We start from the raw sequence: 17,918 nt of genomic DNA, 5'->3' as shown, positions 1-17,918 counted from the left end.
TTGTTCCTTCTCTTCGTTTTGCTTCTCTCTTTCCTCGCTCAAATGCGTGCGTTTCAGCCCAGTGGGCTGGTTTGTCCGCTTTCCTGGAAAGGGGTGGCCCCGCCCCTCAGTTGCGCACCGCGCGCGGGCGCGGTCCGCCGCGGCCGGGCTTCAGTCACCTCGCCGGGAGCCTGATCGTCGGCGCACGGCGCCGGCACGGGCAGTTCGGCCTCCAGCCGGGCCGGGTGGGGCACGCGCTGCCGCACCAGGCGGTATGCCCGGTGGCGATCGTCCCGCAACACGTGTGACCTTGGCACCGGACCACTCGCGAGAGGAGCACCGCGGTGACGGCCTGGACCTGGGAGTACGAGGGTTACGACCCCGCCGACGAGCGCCTGCGGGAGTCGCTGTGCACGCTGGGCAACGGCTACATGGCGACCCGCGGGGCGCTGCCGGAGTGCACCGCGGACGACGTGCACTACCCGGGCACCTACGCGGCCGGCTGCTACAACCGGCTCACTTCGCACGTCTCCGGACGCCGGGTCGAGAACGAGGACATGGTCAACCTCCCCAACTGGCTGCCGCTGCGCTTCCGCCTCGACGGGCAGCAGTGGCTCACTCCGGACACGGCGTCGATGGCCGACCACCGGCTGGTCCTCCACCTGACCTCGGGCCTGCTGGAGCGCCGCACCCGCTACGCACTCGGCGACGGCCGCGCACTGTCCGTGCGCCAGCAGCGTCTCGTGCACATGGCCGACCCGCATCTCGCCGCCCTGCGCACCGAGTTCACGCCCGAGGGATTCTCCGGCGGACTCGAGGTCGAGGCCACGCTGGACGGCGGTGTCACCAACTCCGGCGTGCCCCGCTACCGCGAGCTGGACGGTCACCATCTCACCCATGTGCACACCGGCGCCGCCGTCCCGGACACGGTGTGGCTGCGCTGCCGCACCCGCACGTCGGACATCCGCATCGGCATGGCGGCCCGCCTGACCGCCGACGCCCCGGTCCTGACCGCGTACACTCCGCCGCCGTACGCCACCCAACGGGTGCACCTGCACCTGACCGCCGGCCGTACCGCGGTCGTCGACAAGACGGTCGCCCTGCACACGTCCCACGACCCGGCGATCAGCGACCCTCTCGAAGCCGCGGTCGACCGGGCGGGCCGGGCACCCGGCTTCGACGAGCTGCTCGAGTCGCACCTCACCGCCTGGGAGCAGCTCTCGCTCCGAGCCCGCCTCGACGTCCCCGGCGAGGCGGGCCGCATCCTGCGGCTGCACCTGTTCCACGTGCTGCAGACCCTCTCGCCGCACACCGCCGACCTCGACGTCGGCGTCCCTGCCCGGGGACTGCACGGCGAGGCCTACCGCGGCCATGTCTTCTGGGACGAGCTGTTCGTCCTGCCGTACCTGAACCTGCACTTCCCCGAGGTGTCCCGCGCCCTGCTCCACTACCGCCACCGGCGCCTGGAGCAGGCCTGTTCCGCGGCGAGTGCCGTCGGCCGGCGCGGCGCGCTGTATCCGTGGCAGAGCGGCAGCGACGGCCGCGAGGAGACACAGGAGCTGCACCTCAACCCGCGTTCCGGGCGCTGGCTGCCCGACCACTCACGGCTCCAGCACCACGTCGGGTCGGCCGTCGCGTACAACGTCTGGCAGTACTGCGAGGCCAGTGGCGACGCCGAGTTCCTGCACACCGAGGGCGCCGAGATGCTGCTGGAGATCGCCCGCTTCTGGGCGGACTCGGCCACGTACGACGAGAGCCTCGGACGGCACCGCATCCGGGGCGTGGTCGGCCCGGACGAGTACCACGACGCATATCCCGACGCCAGGGAACCCGGCCTCGACGACAACACGTACACCAATGTGACCGCGGCATGGGTGCTCAGCCGCACGCTGGAGCTGCTCCGCGCGCTTCCCGAGCCCCGGCGGCGCGAACTTCTCGAGCGCACCGGCGTCGACGACGGCGAGCTCACACGCTGGGACGACGTCTCCCGCACCCTCCACGTGCCCTTCCACGACGGCCTCATCAGCCAGTTCGAGGGCTACGGCGACCTCGCCGAGCTCGACTGGGACGGCTACCGGCGGCGGTACGGCGACATCCGCCGCCTCGACCGGATCCTGGAGGCGGAGGGTGACACGGCCAACCGCTACAAGGCGTCCAAGCAGGCCGACGTACTCATGCTCGGCTACCTCTTCTCACCGGCCGAACTGCGCGGCCTCTTCGGCAGGCTGGGCCACCGGCTCGACGACGACGTCTGGCGGCGCACCTTCGACTACTACCTGCACCGCACCAGCCACGGGTCCACGCTCAGCGGCCTGGTGCACGGCTGGGTCCTCGCCCGGGCCCGGCGCGCCGAGGCGTGGACGTTCTGCCAGGAGGCCCTGCGGGGCGACATCGCCGACGTGCAGGGCGGCACCACCGGTGAGGGAATCCACCTGGGCGCCATGGCCGGCACCCTCGATCTCGTCCAGCGCGGGCTGACCGGACTGGAGACCCGGGGCGGGGCGTTGTGGCTCGATCCCGTGCCGCTGCCGGAGCTGTCGTCGTACGGGTTCGCCATCCGCTACCAGGGCCACTGGGGCGTACGGCTGAGGCTGGAGCGCGAACGGCTGGAGATCGCGGTGCCGCCGTCCGACCGCCCCCCGATCGACGTCAGGCTGCCGGACCGCGAGGTCCGTCTGCGGCCCGGGGAGACGTACCGGCTGATGCTCGGGGACTGACCGCCGCGCGCCGACGAGGCCACGGTCCGGACGGTTCCCGGCGAGGACCCGGCGGCCCCTCCCGGCCGCCACTCGGCGGCGCCCGGACCGGCCTCGGCCCCGGCGACCTGGCGCCGGTCAAGGAGCCGTACCGGGCCCGAGGAAAGGCGGGCCCGGTCACGCACGCGGCGATCCGTCACATCGACTGCCCCGTCGCGGTCCCACCCCACGAGTGAGACGCAGGCGCATCGGAAAAAAATCCCGTGCCCCGCGCCCTCCGGCTTCCCTACACTCACCACGCAGCCCGCGCCGCCGCTCTCACCGCGGCGGTACGCGCACATCATGACCAGTCAGACGAGTGAGGGGAGCCCGGCCGTGTGTGACCGCACCGCTGTCGTCGTTCCCCGCTCCCGGTACGAGGTGATCCTCGTGTCCTCGTACGTCCGGTGCCCGCTGCGCGGCCGGTACCGGATGCCCGCGACGAACGCCTGACGCCGACGCGCTCCACGAGCCGGTGCGGCGACACCGGTCTCTGCCACGCCTGTCGACGGTCCGTCAATCGTCGGGGAATCGCGCCGCCCAGTTTTCCCGAACGACCGAAAGGCCATGGGCCGTGCGCTCCAACCCGAACCCCCTCACCGCCGTCCGCAACCTGGGCATCCTCGCCCACGTCGACGCCGGCAAGACCACCGTCACCGAGCGGATCCTCTACGCCACCGGCACCACGCACCGGCGCGGCGAAGTGCACGACGGCACGACCGTCACCGACTTCGACCCGCAGGAGCGCGATCGCGGGATCACCATCTTCGCCGCCGCGGTGAGCTGTGCCTGGGACGGTCACCGGATCAACCTGATCGACACCCCGGGCCATGTCGACTTCGCCGACGAGGTGGAGCGCTCGCTGCGCGTGCTCGACGGCGCCGTCGCGGTGTTCGACGCCGTCGCGGGGGTGGAACCGCAGAGCGAGTCGGTGTGGCGGCAGGCCGACCGGCACGGCGTGCCGAGGATCGCGTTCGTCAACAAGCTCGACCGAGCGGGCGCCGACCTCGATGCGGCCGTCGCCTCCATCCGGGAACGGCTGCATCCTGCCCCGCTGGTCGTGCAGCTGCCCATCGGGAGCGAGGACGGCTTCACCGGCGTCGTCGACCTGCTGCGCCTGCGCGCGCTGACCTGGGCCGACGGAAGCGACACCGCCGAGGAAGGCGCCGTACCGGAGGAGCTGCGCGACGAGGCGGAGCGGCGCCGCCGACTCCTGGAGGAGGCGGTGGCGGAGCTTCACCCGGCCGCGCTGGAGGAGTTCTGCGAGCGCTCGACGCTCGCACCGGGGACCCTCGCCTCCGCGCTGCGGGACCTCACCCGTACCGGCGACGGTTTGGTGGTGCTGTGCGGCTCCGCCTACCGCGACCGCGGGATCGAGCCGCTGCTCGACGCCGTCGTGGCCTACCTGCCGTCCCCGCTCGACGTGCCCGCCGTGCGCGGCACGCACGACGGGGCGGAGCAGGAGCGTGCCGCCGACCCGGCGGCCCCGCTCGCGGCACTGGCGTTCAAGGTGAACGCGACGGCGACGGGACGGATGACGTACCTGCGGGTCTATTCGGGAACGCTGGAGAAGGGAGACGCGGTGTGGGACGCGGGCGCGCGGCGCACCGAGCGGATCGGCCGGATCCTGCGCGTGCAGGCCGACCGGCATGCGCGACTGGAGCGGGCGGTGGCCGGCGACATCGTGGCCGTGGTCGGCCTGAAGTCCGCCCGCGCGGGCTCGACGCTGTGCGCGCCCGGAGCTCCACTGGTCCTCGAACCGCCGGGTGTCGCCGAGCCGGTCGTCTCCGTGGCGGTCGAGGCACACGGACGGGCTGACGGCGAACGGCTGGTCTCGGCGCTGGCGCGGCTTGCCGAGGAGGATCCGTCGCTGGTCGTGCGGACCGACCCGGAGACCGGCCAGACGCTGCTGTCGGGCATGGGCGAACTGCACCTGGAGGTCGCGGTGGAGAAACTGCGGCGCGCCCACGGCCTTGAGGTCAACGTCGGCCGGCCTCGGGTGACCTACCGGGAGACGGTCGCCCGCGGGGTGTCCGGCCTGGTGTTCCGGCACGTCAAACAGGACGGCGGGGCAGGGCAGTTCGCCCATGTCGTCCTTGACGTGGAACCGCTGTGGGACAAGCGGGATGAGCAGGACGAGCAGGGCAAGGAGAGCAAGGAGGGCAAGGAGGGCAAGGAGGACGGGGACGGTGGCCGGTCCGGCTTCGAGTTCCGCTCTGCCGTCGTGGGCGGACGGGTGCCGCAGGAGTACGTCCGCGCGGTGGAGGCCGGTTGCCGGGACGCCCTCGCCGACGGGCCGCTCGGCGGCCATCCGGTGACCGGGCTGCGCGTCACCCTGACCGACGGGGCGACCCATGTGAAGGACTCCTCCGAGACGGCCTTCCGCACGGCGGGCCGGCTGGGCCTGCGGGAAGCCCTGCGTGCCTGCGCGATGGTCCTGCTGGAACCGGTCGTCGAGGTCACGGTCACCGTGCCCGAGGAGGCCGTCGGCGGCGTCCTCGGCGATCTCGCGGCCCGGCGCGGCCGGGTCTCCGGCTCGGCCGCGCGGGCGGGTTCGGCGGCCGTGACCGCCACCGTGCCGCTGGCCGAACTGTTCGGCTACGCGACCCGGTTGCGCAGCCGCACCCAGGGCCGCGGCACCTTCACGGCACGGCCCACCGGCTACGCCCCGGCGCCGGTCACCACGCCGACACGGTGACCGGCACGGCGGCCCCGCCCCCGCCAGGGCGGGGCCGCCCCCGGCTCACGGACACGACACCGCGGTCGACGGCACAGTGGCGGTGCCGGACGTCGGCGCCCCCGTCTCGTTGACGGCGTGCTCGTGTCGGCCCTTTCCGCCGAGCGAGAGGACCAGCAGGCTGGGGAACCGGGACCGGCCACCTGGAGGGCACGATGGCCCCGGGCCTGACGGACCTGACCGCCGCGGTCCGTGCCTCCTGCCACCTGCTGCTCGGCCATGGCCTGGCGGTCAGGCGATCCGCGCCGCGGCCCCGGCCGCCGGGACCGGCACCGTCAACAACAAGGGAGCCCCGCCGGCCGGCTACGTCGCCTGGTCGCTGCTGGACGATTTCGGGTGGGCGTACGGCTATGACAAGCGGTTCGGGCTGGTCCACGTGGGCCAGCCGGCACAGGCGCTCACGATCAAGGGGGCCGGGCATCGGTACGCGGAAGTCGTCCGAGCGCGTCGGGGGTGGGTGCGGGACGCGGCCTGAGGCTGTCCCGACCGGCCCGCGCACACGATCAGCTGGGACTGCGCCCGTTCGACGAGCTCGCGGGCGCGCGGCTATGCCGCGGTCGGCAGCGCGAATACCGCCGCTGTCCGCCCTCTGAGCGGAGCGGAGTCCTTCTTTGTGGTGTCCCGTCGGGGCAGGCCCGGACGGGCACTGCATAGAATCGACTTCCATGTCGAAGCCAGACGAGTTGCTCGTCGCCATCTCCGCCATGGTGGAGTCCGAGCAAAGCAATCAGATGTCGCTGACGGTGGTCGTGGCAGGCGCCGTCATCACCGGGCGACTGGCTCCCGAAGCCGTGTGGCGGCAGCGTGTGACGGAGGTCCTGAAGGACTCGGACCGTCTCGGCCCGTTCTCCGGAGTCTTCACCCCCGACCGGCGGGAGGGCCCGCCCGACCGCCGCGAGGCGCCCACGCATCTGCATTTTCATCTCGCCCGGATCCTGCAGGGCAGCCTCGGGATCCCCGAGACGGGCGGGATGTACCGTGTCGCGATCAAGGATGTCAGCGCCTGGACCGTGGGCGATGTCAGCTACTCCGACCGGTGAGACGCGGTGAGGGCCCTGCCGGCGGGTGTCGGCAGGGCCCTCATGGCTGTCCGGGTGGTGGCTTCCGCCTTCTCACATGTGCTGGGGGGCGGGTCTGCCGAGCAGTGCCGACGCGGTCTGGAGCGGAGTGGGGGTGGTCACGGGCGCGGCGTCGGGGTGGCTGTGGCAGGTGAAGCCGAGGCGGGTCATGGCCCGGGTGACTTCGCCGACGGTGAAGTCACGGCGGTCCTGCCGGGTGATGACTTCGCCCACTTGCTTGACGGGGTAACGGCGGCGGCCGACGGTCACTGACTCACCCGTGACGGGCTCGGGCGTGACGCCCTTCATCGAGGCCAGCACTCCGTCCTTGGTCAGGTCGAACGGGTACCGGGCGATGACACAGCGCATGATGCCTCACAGAGAGTGGGAGAGCGGGCTGACCGGGGCGAGGCGGATCGGCGGTCCGCCGAGGACGTCACGCAGACGGATCCGGTCCGTGTACGTGGAGCTGTCGCGGAGGACTGCGAGTTCGGCTCGGGTGACCGAGCCCGTGCACTGGTCGTCCGCGTCGCACAGGAGCAGATACTCGACTCGGGCACTTGCCATGACGGACAGGGCCACCTCGACGGTCATGTCGTCACAGACCCGGGGTCCGGACGCGTCCAGGTCGTCGGCCCCGGTCGTGAGGGCGGCAGTCGCCCGCCGTTGATGCATCTGAACCAGTGTCAAGGTGCCTCCTGCACAGTGAGTGAGCGTTCTGGTCACGATGGCCTCAGGCCGCCGGGTCGAAGGCGGACTGGCGCCGTGTCCTGCCACGTGCCGCTTCGCCGGCCGGCCGGCCCTGGCCGGTACGGCCGCGGCGGCGCCGGGACGAGGAGGCCGTGGCGCGGCGGGGAGGTTCCACGACCGGCACGGTGATGACCACCGGGACACCGGAAGGGGTCCGGGCGCCCGTGATGCGGCTCAACTCGGCTTCCCCCGAACGTACTTGGGTGATCTGCGGGGTGATGCCGGCGGAAGCCGTGAGCCGGCTCATGTCGCGGCGCTGGTCGGGGGTCACCAGGGTGACGACGCTGCCGGACTCGCCGGCGCGGGCGGTACGACCGCCACGGTGCAGGTAGTCCTTGTGGTCGCCGGGCGGATCCACGTTGACGACCAGGTCGAGGTTGTCGACGTGGATACCGCGCGCCGCGACATTGGTCGCCACGAGCACCGTCACATGCCCGTCCTTGAACTGGGCGAGGGTCCGTGTGCGCTGCGGCTGGGACTTGCCCCCGTGCAGGGCCGCGGCGCGGACGCCGCTGTTCAGCAGGTGCTTGGTCAGCCGGTCCACCGCGTGCTTGGTGTCCAGGAACATGATCGTCCGGCCGTCTCGCGCCGCGATCTCGGTGGTCGTGCGAAGCTTGTCCGCGTCGTGCACGTGGAGTATGTGGTGCTCCATCGTGGTGACCGCACCCGCGGACGGGTCGACGGAGTGGACCACCGGGTCGCTCAGGTAGCGGCGGACCAGCAGGTCCACGTTGCGGTCCAGGGTGGCCGAGAAGAGCATCCGCTGGCCCTCGGGACGTACTTGGTCGAGCAGGGCCGTGACCTGGGGCATGAAGCCCATGTCGGCCATCTGGTCGGCCTCGTCGAGGACGGTGATGGCGACGTCGTCCAGCCGGCAGTCGCCCCTGTCGATGAGATCCTTGAGCCGTCCCGGCGTCGCGACGACGACCTCCGCCCCGCCGCGCAGCGCACTGGCCTGCCTGCCGATCGACATCCCGCCCACCACGGTGGCCAGCCGCAGCCGCAGGGAGCGGGCGTACGGGGTGAGCGCGTCGGTGACCTGCTGAGCGAGCTCGCGGGTGGGTACGAGGACGAGAGCCAGCGGCTCCCGTGGTTCGGCGCGCCGGCCCGCCGTGCGGGCCAGCACTGCCAGGCCGAAGGCGAGGGTCTTGCCGGACCCCGTGCGACCACGGCCGAGTACGTCACGACCGGCGAGAGAGTTCGGCAGGGTCGCCGCCTGGATCGGGAACGGTACGGTCACGCCCTCGTGGCCGAGAGCGGCCAGCAGCCGCGACGGCATGGCGAGATCGGCGAACGACTCGGCGGCGGGCAGCGCGGGCGTGATCGTCACCGGCAGCGTGAACTCACCCTGCGGTGCGGCCTGTCGGCTTCCCTGTCCCTTGGGGCGGCGCGGAGCACCGGAGCGGTTGCCTGCGGCGGCCCCTGAGCGGCTGCCGCCCTTTCCGGAGCCAGAATTCTCGGTGCGCTTTCGGGCGAATCGATCGTTCGAACGTGCGCGGTTCATGCGGAACCTTCCTTGATATGGCGCGTACCAAGGAATTCTCGCGGCGAATGAGCAGCGCGGAGAATCGCAAGAACGAGCCGAATGCTCCGGCGAATCGACGCCGAGAGCATGGGATATGGGGTTGAAGAATTTCCCCGGAGATGACTTGAAATGCAGCGAGCTGGGGCCCGCACCCCAAGGTGCGGGCCCCAGCAGCTAAGCAGCGTCAGCAGCCGTGTCAGGCGGGAACGATGTTCTCGGCCGTCGGGCCCTTCTGGCCCTGCGCGATGTCGAACGACACCTTCTGGCCTTCCTGTAGCTCGCGGAAACCCTGGGCGGCGATGTTCGAGTAGTGGGCGAAGACGTCGGCGCCGCCGCCGTCCTGCGCGATGAAGCCGAATCCCTTTTCCGCGTTGAACCACTTTACGGTGCCAGTAGCCATTTTTTCTCCTTCGGGGCGGTGTTCGGAGTGCGCCCTGTGCGGACTCCGGTCGCCGTGATGATCAGCCCGTCGGAAAAAACCTTCTGGCAACCACAACTGCAACTGGCATCGACAGTAGCACGGCGCGATCGCCCATGGGCGGAAAATCGTCCCAAGCGCCCCTTTCGGTGGGGGAATAGTGTTGTAAATCGCGGAGATTTCTCACCTCGCGGCCACAGATATTACTCGGCGCGGACCGCAGTGTTGCTGTCATGCGCGTCCGGCCGCAGCGCCACGACCTCCTTCGACGGACCCACGTCCGCTTCCCTCGTCCGACAAGTCAGCGGCGCGCGAGTCTGCGCTCGCCGCCGACGCCTCGCCGGTACTCCAGGCCGTAGTGCTGGAAGACCGCTTCCTCCTGCTCGGCGGGCAGTACGTCGTCCGTCCCGATCGAAGGGGCCTTCCGTACCTCCCCCTTGGCGTGGGAGACCTTGACATAGCCGGGCCCGAGGACGGCCTCGTCGAGCGGGACGAAGACCAGTCGCTGGCGGGTGGGCAGCCCGGTCCGGACGGTGGCCATGGACGGTTCGTCCGTGGCCGTGTCCACGTAGACCGCTTCGAGCATGCCGATCTTGCGCCCTTTCGGGTCGACCACCTCATGGTCGCGCCACTCGCGGACGTCGGCTGAACGGATCATGGCTGCTCCCTGTCTGCGCGCCGCGGGTGCAGCGCGTCACCGGGTGTGAGAGCGCGTGTGAGAGTGCACTGGCCCACTTGCCATCGTATGACCGGAAGTCCTGTGCCGTCGTGCCCGGACGCGGGACCTGTCCGGCGGGCGGCGAGCGCCCGCCGGCGTCGGGCGTCAGCAGTCCCTGAACTCCGGCGACTGGTTGAGCACCTGCGACCGCACCGACGTGAATCGCGCGAACGCATCACCGTCCTGTGCCCCTGGCCGGAACGCCGCCACCCGGTGGCAGTTCTGGAAGGCGAGGGTCACGGCGAAGTGGCGTTCCAGGCTGCCGCGGATCGCGTCGCTGGCCAGCGCGCGCAGCAGCTGGCCGCGTTCCCGCTCGGACGGCGGAGGGGTCTGGTTGTCGGTGAACTCGGCCTTGCCCTCGTGCAGTTCGGCGGCCAGAGAGGCGATGAGGTCGTAGGCGTACGGGAGGGACGTGCGGACGGTAGCCACGAAGTCCTCCTCGCGGATGCCGCCGTTCTCGGCTTCGGCGAGGAGCTTCGGGGAGACGTCGAGAGACATGTGAGGGGTTCCTGTCCGGTAGCGAGGTGAAGCGAGGTGAAGCGAGGTGAAGGGAAAGGAAGGGGCGGTTCTGTCAGTTCAGTGCGGCCGGGCCCGGTACGAAGTCCGGGTCCACCTGGCCGGCCAGGTCCAGGCCCGTCGCCTTGTCCGCCCACGCCCGGGCGTTGCGCAGATGGAACTCGACGGCGTGGCGGTGGAGTCCCGGCCAGTCCTTGGGGTGGGTGTCGACCGCCTCGCGCATGATGTCCAGGGCGTTCCGGTTGTGCGGCTCCAGGGTGTCCAAGCCGCCCTCCGGGCGGCCCTGTTCGGCCGAGCGCACCCAGGGGGAGTGCACCAGGTGGGTGAGGAGGTCGTCGCCGACGTGCTCCTTGAGGAAGAGCAGGTCGTCCTCGCCGGTCACCTTGTTGCCGACCACGGCGATCCGGATGCCGAACTCCCGTGCGTGGTCCCGGTACTGGCGATACACCGAGACGCCCTTGCGGGTGGGCTCTGCCACCAGGAACGTGAGGTCGAAACGCGTGAACAGGCCCGAGGCGAAGGCGTCCGCGCCCGCCGTCATGTCGACCACCACGTACTCGCCGGGGCCGTCGACCAGATGGCCGAGGTAGAGCTCGACCGCGCCGAGCTTGGAGTGGTAGCAGGCCACCCCGAGGTCGCTCTCGTCGAACTCGCCCGTCACCATCAGCGGTACGCCGCCCACGCGGCGGACGTGCCGCGCGTGCACCTCGTCGTCGCCGAGCAGGCGCAGCAGACGTGAGCCGCGTCCGGGCGGGGTGGTCTTGATCATCGCCTCGGCGGAGGGGATGCGCGGGTTGGCGCCGCGGAGGAATTCCTTGATCTGGTTCAGCCGTGCGCCCAGGGGAGGCGCGTCCAGGTGGTGTTCCTCGTCGTCGTGGCCCAGCGCCTCGGCCAGGTGCTGGTTGATGTCGCCGTCGATGGCGAGCACGGGCGCGCCGGAACGCGCCAACTGGCGGGAGAACAGCGCCGACAGGGTGGTCTTGCCGCTGCCGCCCTTGCCGACGAACGCGACGCGCACTACCGCTCCGCCACTTCAGACTTTTTGAAAATGAATGTCATGTGGGAAGATTCAGGGGCAGCTGCGAGCTCTGTCAAATCGAGGAGACCGAGGAGTGATCATCTTGCCCGGCTCGTCATGGCCGCCGTCGTACGGCCGCGCGATCTGGTCGGTGCCGCGCAGCGGGACCGCTCAGGACGCCACCGGCTCGCGCTCCGGCGCCGGCTTCATTTCCAGTACCTCCGCCACCAGGGCCTCTTCCGTGCGGGACGTCCGCCACAGCCACAGGATGTCGCGGCCGAACGACCAGACCAGCGCGGCCAGCGCCGCGGCGACGACCCCGAAGGTCCCCGCGTACGGCAGGAAACCCGAGGCGGCCAGGGAAAGGAAGACGCCCTGCGTCGCGGCCACCGTCTTGCGGGCCGTGCTCGGCGGGAGCGGGGCGTTCAGCCAGGGCAGGGCGCGGGCCGCGGCGACGAAGACGTAGCGCATGGCGCCGATCAGCAGGACCCACGGACCCAGCGACATCGAGACGTACACGCTGAGCACCAGGATGAGGAACGCGTCGACCTCCATGTCGAAGCGCGCGCCCAGCGGGGTGGACGTGCCGGTGGCGCGGGCGACCTTGCCGTCGACGCCGTCGAGGATCAGGGCCACCGCCGTCAGGCCCACGAAGAGCGTCACCGGCGGTGAGCTCTGGAAGGAGTCGGCGACCAGCGCCGTCACACCCCCGACCAGAGTCGCCCGGCCGAGGGTCACTCTGTTCGCGGGACCGAAGGAGCGCGGCCGGGTCCGGTGCAGCGCCCTCGAGAGCACCGCCCAGGTTGCGGCGGCGAAGGCGAGGCCGGTCAGCCAGCCCGCCGGCCCCATGCCGATCGCCGAACCGAGCAGGGCCAGCAACAGGATCTGAACGCCCGCTCCCACAGCGGTCTCCTGCTGGACCAGCCTCGCGTCGTAAGTGTTGTTCAGGGCCACCGCACATTCCTCCGGCCAGGTGACAGAGTCGATCAAGGCCGCGTACTGTGCGCGACCTGTGCACACCTCGGTACGTGAACAACTTCCCGAACGTTCAGGAGGATGCCGATGAAGCGCACCGCACGCGCGTTCTGGATCGGCTCGCCCGGTCAGGGCGAGATCCGTGACATCGCCCTGCCGGACTCCGGCGAGGGCGAGGTCCTCGTCCGCACGCTGTGGTCCGGGGTCAGCCGCGGCACGGAGACCCTCGTCTTCCGCGGCGGGGTGCCCGAGAGCCAGCACGCGGTCATGCGGGCGCCGTTCCAGGAAGGCGACTTCCCCGCTCCGGTGAAGTACGGCTACCTCAATGTCGGGGTGGTGGAGGAGGGACCGGAGACGCTGGTGGGTCGGAATGTCTTCTGTCTGTATCCGCACCAGACCCGTTACGTCGTCCCGGCGAGCGCCGTGACACCTCTGCCGTCCGGCCTGCCCGCCGAGCGAGCCGTCCTCGCCGGCACCGTCGAGACCGCCGTGAACGCCCTGTGGGACGCTGCGCCCCTGGTCGGCGACCGGATCGCGGTGGTCGGTGGCGGCATGGTCGGCTGCTCGGTGGCCGCCCTGCTGGCCCGCTTCCCGGGCGTCCGCGTCCAGTTGGTGGACGCCGACCCGGCACGCGCCGAGACCGCCGAGGCCCTCGGCGTCGCCTTCGCCGCGCCCGAGGACGCCCTCGGCGAGTGCGACCTCGTCGTCCATGCCAGCGCCACCGAACAGGGACTCGCCCGCTCCCTCGACCTCCTCACCGCCGAGGGCACGGTCCTCGAACTGAGCTGGTACGGCGACCGGCGGGTCAGCCTTCCGCTCGGCGAGGCCTTCCACTCCCGCCGCCTCGTCCTCCGCAGCAGCCAGGTCGGCAGCGTGTCCCCGGCCCGCCGCTCCAGCCGCACCTACGCCGACCGGCTCGCCCTCGCCCTCGACCTGCTCGCCGACCCGGCCCTCGACGCCCTCGTCACCGGCGAGTGCGCCTTCGAGGAACTGCCCGACGTGCTGCCGCGTCTCGCCTCCGGGGAGATCCCCGCGCTGTGTCACCGGGTCCGGTACGGCCGTACGGACTGACCCACCCGTCACCAACCGCACCGACTGACCCACCCGTCGCGACCGCACCGACCGACACACCCGTTCAATCCCGTACGACAAGAGCGCCTGACCTGAGAAAAGAGTGAGAGGCGGCTGAACACGGGGAAGCGAAGAGCCGTACTACACGGCATCCCCGCAGCGATCAGCTGGGGGATCAGACGCGCCGCACCTGGAGGGTCGTCCGTTGTTCAGCATCACCGTCCGCGATCACATCATGATCGCCCACAGCTTCCGCGGCGAGGTCTTCGGGCCCGCGCAGCGCCTGCACGGAGCGACGTTCCTGGTGGACGCCACCTTCCGGCGCGAGCAGCTGGACGACGACAACATCGTCGTCGACATCGGACTGGCCACCCAGGAACTCGGCGCCGTCGTCAGCGAGCTGAACTACAGAAACCTCGACAACGAGCCCGACTTCGCCGGCATCAACACCTCCACCGAGTTCCTGGCCAAGGTCATCGCCGACCGCCTCGCCGAACGCGTCCACAAGGGCGCCCTCGGCGAGGGCGCCAAGGGCCTGGCCGGCCTCACCGTCACCCTGCACGAGTCGCACGTCGCCTGGGCGAGTTACGAGCGTGCGCTGTGACCGACGTGACCCTCGAAAAGGTGGAGAAGCCGACACTCGGCTACGTGCCCGTGCAGCACTCCGCCCTCAAGAACGCCGAGATCATCCCCATGTCCCTGCGCTCCGTGCACTTCGTCATGCCGGGCGGAGTCGACGACACGACCGCGCCCAGCGGCGGCAACGCCTACGACCGGCGGGTGTGTCTGGACCTGCCCGGCTTCGGCTGGCAGGTCCACACGCACCTCGTCGCGGGCGACTGGCCCCGGCCGGTCGAGTCCGCCCGTACGGAACTCGCGCGCACGCTGCGTGAGTTGCCGGACGGCACGACCGTTCTCCTGGACGGGCTGGTCGCCTGCGGCGTCCCCGAGATCGTCGTTCCGGAGGCGGAACGCCTGCGCCTGGCCGTCCTCGTCCACCTGCCGCTCGCTGACGAGACGGGACTCGAGCCGTCCGTCGCCGCCGAGCTGGACGCCCGGGAACGCGCGGTGCTGCGCGCCGTGCCCGCCGTGATCGCCACCAGTGACTGGGCGGTCCGCCGCCTCGTCTCCCACCACGGCCTCGCCCCCGACCGGGTCCATGCCGCCGCCCCCGGCGCCGACATCGCGCCCCCCGCCTCCGGCACCGACGGCGTCTCCCGGCTGCTGTGCGTGGCCGCGGTGACCCCGCGCAAGGGACAGCACCGGCTGGTGGAGGCGCTCGCCACGGTGACCGACCTGCCCTGGAGCTGCGTCTGCGTCGGCGGAATCACCCAGGATCCGGAGTACGTCGCCGGTCTGCGGGCCCTCATCAGGAAGTACGGCCTCGCGGACCGCATCCACCTTGTGGGCCCGCAGGCCGGTGCCGAGCTCGACGCCAGCTACGCCGCCGCCGACCTGATGGTCCTCGCCTCCTACGCCGAGACGTACGGCATGGCGGTCACCGAGGCCCTCGCCCGCGGCGTCCCCGTGCTGGCCACCGACGTCGGCGGTGTGTCCGAGGCGGTCGGACGCGCCCCCGACGGCGGCGTTCCCGGCATCCTCGTCCCGCCGGAGGACCCCGCCGCCCTCGCCGCCGAACTGCGCGGCTGGTTCGGCGAGGCGGACGTACGACGCCGGCTGAAAGCGGCGGCCCGCAGCCGGCGGGCCGCCCTGGACGGCTGGGCCACGACGGCCCGCAGCCTTGCAGGTGTACTGGGCCGGCTGCCGAGCGAACCCAGGAGTGCGGTATGAGGAAGCCGACCATGACGCAGCGCGCAGGGAAGATTCCGACGCAGCCCGGCCCCAGGGGCGCCGCCGAGTCCACGGACACCGTGATCGCCGGCGCCGGCCCCACCGGCCGGCCCGGCGAGCGGGCCACCGTCCGGCTGCGCGAGGACGGGCCGGACGACCAGCCCCGCTACGCGCCCGAGTGGCTTCAGCTGCGCGAGGGCGCGGACGCCGCCGCACGGGCGGCCGACCTGATCGACACGCTCCGCAGCCGGCTCGCCGACCTCCCCGGCCGGGCCCACGGGCTGGTCGTGCACGACCTGGGCTGCGGCACCGGCTCGATGGGCCGCTGGCTCGCCCCCCGACTGGACGGCGCGCAGCACTGGATCCTGCACGACCGCGACCCCTACCTCCTGCACTTCGCCGCCGTCGCCTCCCCGCGGTCCGGCGCCGACGGCAGCCCGGTCACCGTCGAGACGCGCCGCGGTGACGTCGCCCGGCTGACCCCGGACGCCCTGGCCGGCGCGTCGCTGGTGACGGCCTCCGCACTCCTCGACGTCCTCACTCGCGAGGAGATCGACACCCTCGCCGCAGCCTGCACCGGCGCCGGCTGCGCGGCCCTGCTCACGCTCTCCGTCGCCGGACGCGTCGAACTCACCCCCACCGACCCGCTGGATGCGGAGATCGCCGAGGCGTTCAACGCCCACCAACGGCGCGGCGGGCTGCTCGGTCCGGACGCGATCACCGTGGCGTGCGAGGCCTTCTCCGAACGCGGCGCGACGGTACGGATCAACCCGAGCCCCTGGCGGCTCGGCCCCGCCGAGTCCGCGCTGACGGCGCAGTGGCTGCGCGGCTGGGTCGGCGCGGCGGTCGAAGAGCGTCCGGAGCTCGCACCGCGCGCCGAGTCCTACCTGCGCGAGCGTCTTGCCGCCTGCGAGGCCGGGGAGTTGAGCGTCGTGGTCCACCACAGTGACCTGCTGGCGCTGTCCCGGCCGACGGGCGGGGAGTCATGAGCGTGGAGACGCGGCGGGCGTGGGTCGTGCCGCGACGCGGCACGCATCCCCGGCAGAGGCGGAAGACCACCGGCGTGGCGGTCGTACCTCCGCCCGCAGCTGCGGTTGTTCCCGCGCCGGGCACGGCGGTTGTTCCCGCGCCGGCCACGGCGGTCATCCCCAAGGTGCCCGCTGTCGTTGTGCCTGAGCCGGGTACGGCGGTTGTGCCTGAGCCGGGCACGGCGGTTGTGCCTGAGCCGGGCACGGCGGTTGTTCCCGCGCCGGCCACGGCGGTCATCCCCAAGGTGCCCGCTGTCGTTGTGCCTGAGCCGGGTACGGCGGTTGTTCCCGCGCCGGCCGTTGCGGCCTTGCCCGCTGGTGTGCGCGCGTCCGCGGTGTGTTCGGGTGCCGCGGTCTCCGCGTCGGCCAAGGCGGTCGTCCCCAAGGGGCCCGCTGCGGTTGTGCCTGAGCCGGCCACGGCGGCTACTCCCGCGCCGGCCAAGGCGGTCGTCCCCAAGGTGCCCGCTGTCGTTGTGCCTGAGCCGGGCACGGCGGTTGTTCCCGCGCCGGCCGTTGCGGCCTTGCCCGCTGGTGTGCGCGCGTCCGCGGTGCGTTCGGGTGCCGCGGTCTCCGCGCCGGCCACGGCGGTAGGTCCCGAGCCGGGCGCTGCGGTCCTCCCCGCCGGTGTGCGCGCGACCGGTGTGCGCGCGTCCGAACGGGTGGATGCCGCGGTCCCCCCAGCCCGGATAGGCGCGGTCGTTTCCGCGCCCGGGCCCGCTGCCCCCGAAGCCACCCCGAGTGCCTCCCGGGCCCGCGTCGTCCTGCGGACCGCCCCGGCCCGTCTGAACTCCCGTGCCCTGCGCACCCACCTCGGCACCGCCGTCGGCGTCGCCATACTCGCGGTGCTGCTCTGGCGTCTCGGGACCGGCGTCTTCCTGGACGGGCTGCGGCGGATCGACAGCGCGACCCTTGCGGCGGCGCTGGCGATCGGCCTCGTCACCACCGTGTTCAGCGCCTGGCGGTGGCAGCTGGTGGCCCGCGGGCTGCGGATCCGGCTCCCGCTGGGCCCGGCCGTCGCCGACTACTACCGCGCCCTGTTCCTGAACGCGGCCCTGCCCGGCGGCGTCCTCGGTGACGTGCACCGGGCCGTGCGGCACGGGCAGAGCGCCGGTGACCTCGGCCGGGGCGTCCGCTCGGTCGTCCTGGAGCGGGCCGCGGGGCAGATCGCGCTGGCCCTCGTCGGCGCGGCGGTACTGCTGACCATGCCGTCCCCCGTGCTCGGCGAGGCCCGGCAGCTCGCCCCGCTCGCCTGCCTCGCCGCGCTGGGCGCCCTCGCCGTCGTGCCCGCCCTGCGGAGGAACCGGGCCGCCCCCTCCCGCCGGAAACGGGCCCTGCGCGCCACTCTCGCCGAAGCACGCGAGAGCCTGCTGTCCCGCCGGAACGGCCCGGGTGTCGCCCTGTCGTCCGTCGTAGTCCTGGCCGGGCACATCGGCATGTTCGTCCTCGCCGCCCGGGTCGCCGGATCCGGCGCCTCCGTCGCCGTACTGATCCCGCTGGCCGTCCTCGCCCTGCTCGCGATGGGGCTGCCGCTGAACGTCGGCGGCTTCGGCCCCCGCGAGGGCGTCACCGCCTGGGCGTTCGGCGCCGCGGGCCTCGGCG

The 17,918-nt window shown here is 72.1% G+C and carries 16 protein-coding genes and 2 pseudogenes; 10 read left to right on the top strand and 8 right to left on the bottom strand.

Features of this window, described 5'->3' with window-relative positions:
• Nucleotides 1-323: 323 nt before the first annotated feature.
• The 5 genes and pseudogenes from ACZ562_RS02075 (at nucleotide 324) to ACZ562_RS02055 (ending at nucleotide 6,491) form a co-directional block, all read left to right on the top strand.
• Nucleotides 324-2,696 (top strand): glycoside hydrolase family 65 protein, encoded by a 2,373-nt coding sequence (locus ACZ562_RS02075; RefSeq protein WP_471173201.1) that lies wholly within the window; start codon nucleotides 324-326, stop codon nucleotides 2,694-2,696.
• A gap of 321 nt (nucleotides 2,697-3,017) precedes the next feature.
• The gene (locus ACZ562_RS02070) at nucleotides 3,018-3,167 is read left to right on the top strand and encodes a hypothetical protein (protein WP_471173198.1); all 150 of its coding nucleotides are present in this window, start codon (nucleotides 3,018-3,020) and stop codon (nucleotides 3,165-3,167) included.
• Between the two features lie 121 nt (nucleotides 3,168-3,288).
• The gene (gene fusA, locus ACZ562_RS02065) at nucleotides 3,289-5,412 is read left to right on the top strand and encodes an elongation factor G (RefSeq protein ID WP_471173196.1); all 2,124 of its coding nucleotides are present in this window, start codon (nucleotides 3,289-3,291) and stop codon (nucleotides 5,410-5,412) included.
• Nucleotides 5,413-5,588: 176 nt separating this feature from the next.
• Nucleotides 5,589-5,926, top strand: a pseudogene (locus ACZ562_RS02060) (family 1 glycosylhydrolase); the annotation flags it as partial.
• Between the two features lie 190 nt (nucleotides 5,927-6,116).
• Nucleotides 6,117-6,491: a hypothetical protein gene (locus tag ACZ562_RS02055; protein ID WP_471173193.1), complete on the top strand. Its 375-nt coding sequence runs from the start codon at nucleotides 6,117-6,119 to the stop codon at nucleotides 6,489-6,491.
• 72 nt (nucleotides 6,492-6,563) lie between these two features.
• On the opposite strand, the gene ACZ562_RS02050 is transcribed toward ACZ562_RS02055, so the two are convergent.
• The 8 genes from ACZ562_RS02050 to ACZ562_RS02015 form a co-directional block, all read right to left on the bottom strand.
• A complete protein-coding gene (locus tag ACZ562_RS02050; RefSeq protein WP_471173191.1) occupies nucleotides 6,564-6,878 on the bottom strand; it encodes an SCO5918 family protein in 315 nt (104 codons plus the stop codon).
• A gap of 6 nt (nucleotides 6,879-6,884) precedes the next feature.
• A complete protein-coding gene (locus ACZ562_RS02045; protein WP_471173956.1) occupies nucleotides 6,885-7,184 on the bottom strand; it encodes a CBS domain-containing protein in 300 nt (99 codons plus the stop codon).
• 58 nt (nucleotides 7,185-7,242) lie between these two features.
• A complete protein-coding gene (locus ACZ562_RS02040) occupies nucleotides 7,243-8,763 on the bottom strand; it encodes a DEAD/DEAH box helicase (RefSeq protein WP_471173189.1) in 1,521 nt (506 codons plus the stop codon).
• Nucleotides 8,764-8,980: 217 nt separating this feature from the next.
• A complete protein-coding gene (locus ACZ562_RS02035) occupies nucleotides 8,981-9,184 on the bottom strand; it encodes a cold-shock protein (RefSeq protein WP_033530389.1) in 204 nt (67 codons plus the stop codon).
• Between the two features lie 319 nt (nucleotides 9,185-9,503).
• Entirely contained in the window at nucleotides 9,504-9,860 is a 357-nt protein-coding gene (locus ACZ562_RS02030; protein WP_471173184.1) for a PRC-barrel domain-containing protein, read from the bottom strand.
• 165 nt (nucleotides 9,861-10,025) lie between these two features.
• Nucleotides 10,026-10,418, bottom strand: coding sequence for an SCO5389 family protein (locus ACZ562_RS02025; RefSeq protein ID WP_471173180.1), 393 nt, complete (start codon nucleotides 10,416-10,418; stop codon nucleotides 10,026-10,028).
• Nucleotides 10,419-10,491: 73 nt separating this feature from the next.
• Nucleotides 10,492-11,454 carry an ATP-binding protein gene (locus ACZ562_RS02020; RefSeq protein WP_471173178.1) on the bottom strand — a complete coding sequence of 321 codons (963 nt, stop codon included), beginning with the start codon at nucleotides 11,452-11,454 and terminating at the stop codon, nucleotides 10,492-10,494.
• Between the two features lie 171 nt (nucleotides 11,455-11,625).
• The gene (locus ACZ562_RS02015; RefSeq protein WP_471173954.1) at nucleotides 11,626-12,408 is read right to left on the bottom strand and encodes a CDP-alcohol phosphatidyltransferase family protein; all 783 of its coding nucleotides are present in this window, start codon (nucleotides 12,406-12,408) and stop codon (nucleotides 11,626-11,628) included.
• A gap of 108 nt (nucleotides 12,409-12,516) precedes the next feature.
• Between ACZ562_RS02015 and ACZ562_RS02010 the strand changes: the two genes are divergently transcribed.
• From ACZ562_RS02010 to ACZ562_RS01990, 5 genes and pseudogenes are all read left to right on the top strand, one after another.
• The gene (locus tag ACZ562_RS02010; protein WP_471173176.1) at nucleotides 12,517-13,500 is read left to right on the top strand and encodes a zinc-dependent alcohol dehydrogenase; all 984 of its coding nucleotides are present in this window, start codon (nucleotides 12,517-12,519) and stop codon (nucleotides 13,498-13,500) included.
• Nucleotides 13,501-13,705: 205 nt separating this feature from the next.
• Nucleotides 13,706-14,104: a 6-pyruvoyl trahydropterin synthase family protein gene (locus ACZ562_RS02005; RefSeq protein WP_030662610.1), complete on the top strand. Its 399-nt coding sequence runs from the start codon at nucleotides 13,706-13,708 to the stop codon at nucleotides 14,102-14,104.
• Nucleotides 14,101-15,291, top strand: a complete 1,191-nt coding sequence (locus ACZ562_RS02000; protein ID WP_471173174.1) for a glycosyltransferase family 4 protein — start codon at nucleotides 14,101-14,103, stop codon at nucleotides 15,289-15,291. The genes ACZ562_RS02005 and ACZ562_RS02000 overlap by 4 nt, the downstream gene beginning before the upstream one ends.
• Complete coding sequence (locus ACZ562_RS01995; RefSeq protein ID WP_471173172.1) at nucleotides 15,288-16,280, top strand: class I SAM-dependent methyltransferase; 993 nt, start codon at nucleotides 15,288-15,290, stop codon at nucleotides 16,278-16,280. Before ACZ562_RS02000 ends, ACZ562_RS01995 begins: the two co-directional genes overlap by 4 nt.
• Nucleotides 16,277-17,914: pseudogene (locus tag ACZ562_RS01990) on the top strand (lysylphosphatidylglycerol synthase domain-containing protein); the annotation flags it as partial. The gene ACZ562_RS01995 and the pseudogene ACZ562_RS01990, both read left to right, overlap by 4 nt.
• Nucleotides 17,915-17,918 lie beyond the last annotated feature (4 nt).

The organism is Streptomyces sp. NPDC040410 (assembly GCF_055595715.1).
Note: the sequence above shows the minus strand (reverse complement) of the source record. Positions and strands in the feature narration are given on the sequence as shown.

What these genes read in the sequence shown, in the direction of transcription:
- ACZ562_RS01995 (WP_471173172.1), top strand. Translation starts at nt 15,288, where the DNA reads ATGAGGAAGCCGACCATGACGCAGCGCGCAGGGAAGATTCCGACGCAG.
- ACZ562_RS02055 (WP_471173193.1), top strand. Translation starts at nt 6,117, where the DNA reads ATGTCGAAGCCAGACGAGTTGCTCGTCGCCATCTCCGCCATGGTGGAG.
- ACZ562_RS02025 (WP_471173180.1), bottom strand. Translation starts at nt 10,418, where the DNA reads ATGTCTCTCGACGTCTCCCCGAAGCTCCTCGCCGAAGCCGAGAACGGC.
- ACZ562_RS02030 (WP_471173184.1), bottom strand. Translation starts at nt 9,860, where the DNA reads ATGATCCGTTCAGCCGACGTCCGCGAGTGGCGCGACCATGAGGTGGTC.
- ACZ562_RS02045 (WP_471173956.1), bottom strand. Translation starts at nt 7,184, where the DNA reads ATGCATCAACGGCGGGCGACTGCCGCCCTCACGACCGGGGCCGACGAC.
- ACZ562_RS02070 (WP_471173198.1), top strand. Translation starts at nt 3,018, where the DNA reads ATGACCAGTCAGACGAGTGAGGGGAGCCCGGCCGTGTGTGACCGCACC.
- ACZ562_RS02010 (WP_471173176.1), top strand. Translation starts at nt 12,517, where the DNA reads ATGAAGCGCACCGCACGCGCGTTCTGGATCGGCTCGCCCGGTCAGGGC.
- ACZ562_RS02040 (WP_471173189.1), bottom strand. Translation starts at nt 8,763, where the DNA reads ATGAACCGCGCACGTTCGAACGATCGATTCGCCCGAAAGCGCACCGAG.
- ACZ562_RS02035 (WP_033530389.1), bottom strand. Translation starts at nt 9,184, where the DNA reads ATGGCTACTGGCACCGTAAAGTGGTTCAACGCGGAAAAGGGATTCGGC.
- ACZ562_RS02050 (WP_471173191.1), bottom strand. Translation starts at nt 6,878, where the DNA reads ATGCGCTGTGTCATCGCCCGGTACCCGTTCGACCTGACCAAGGACGGA.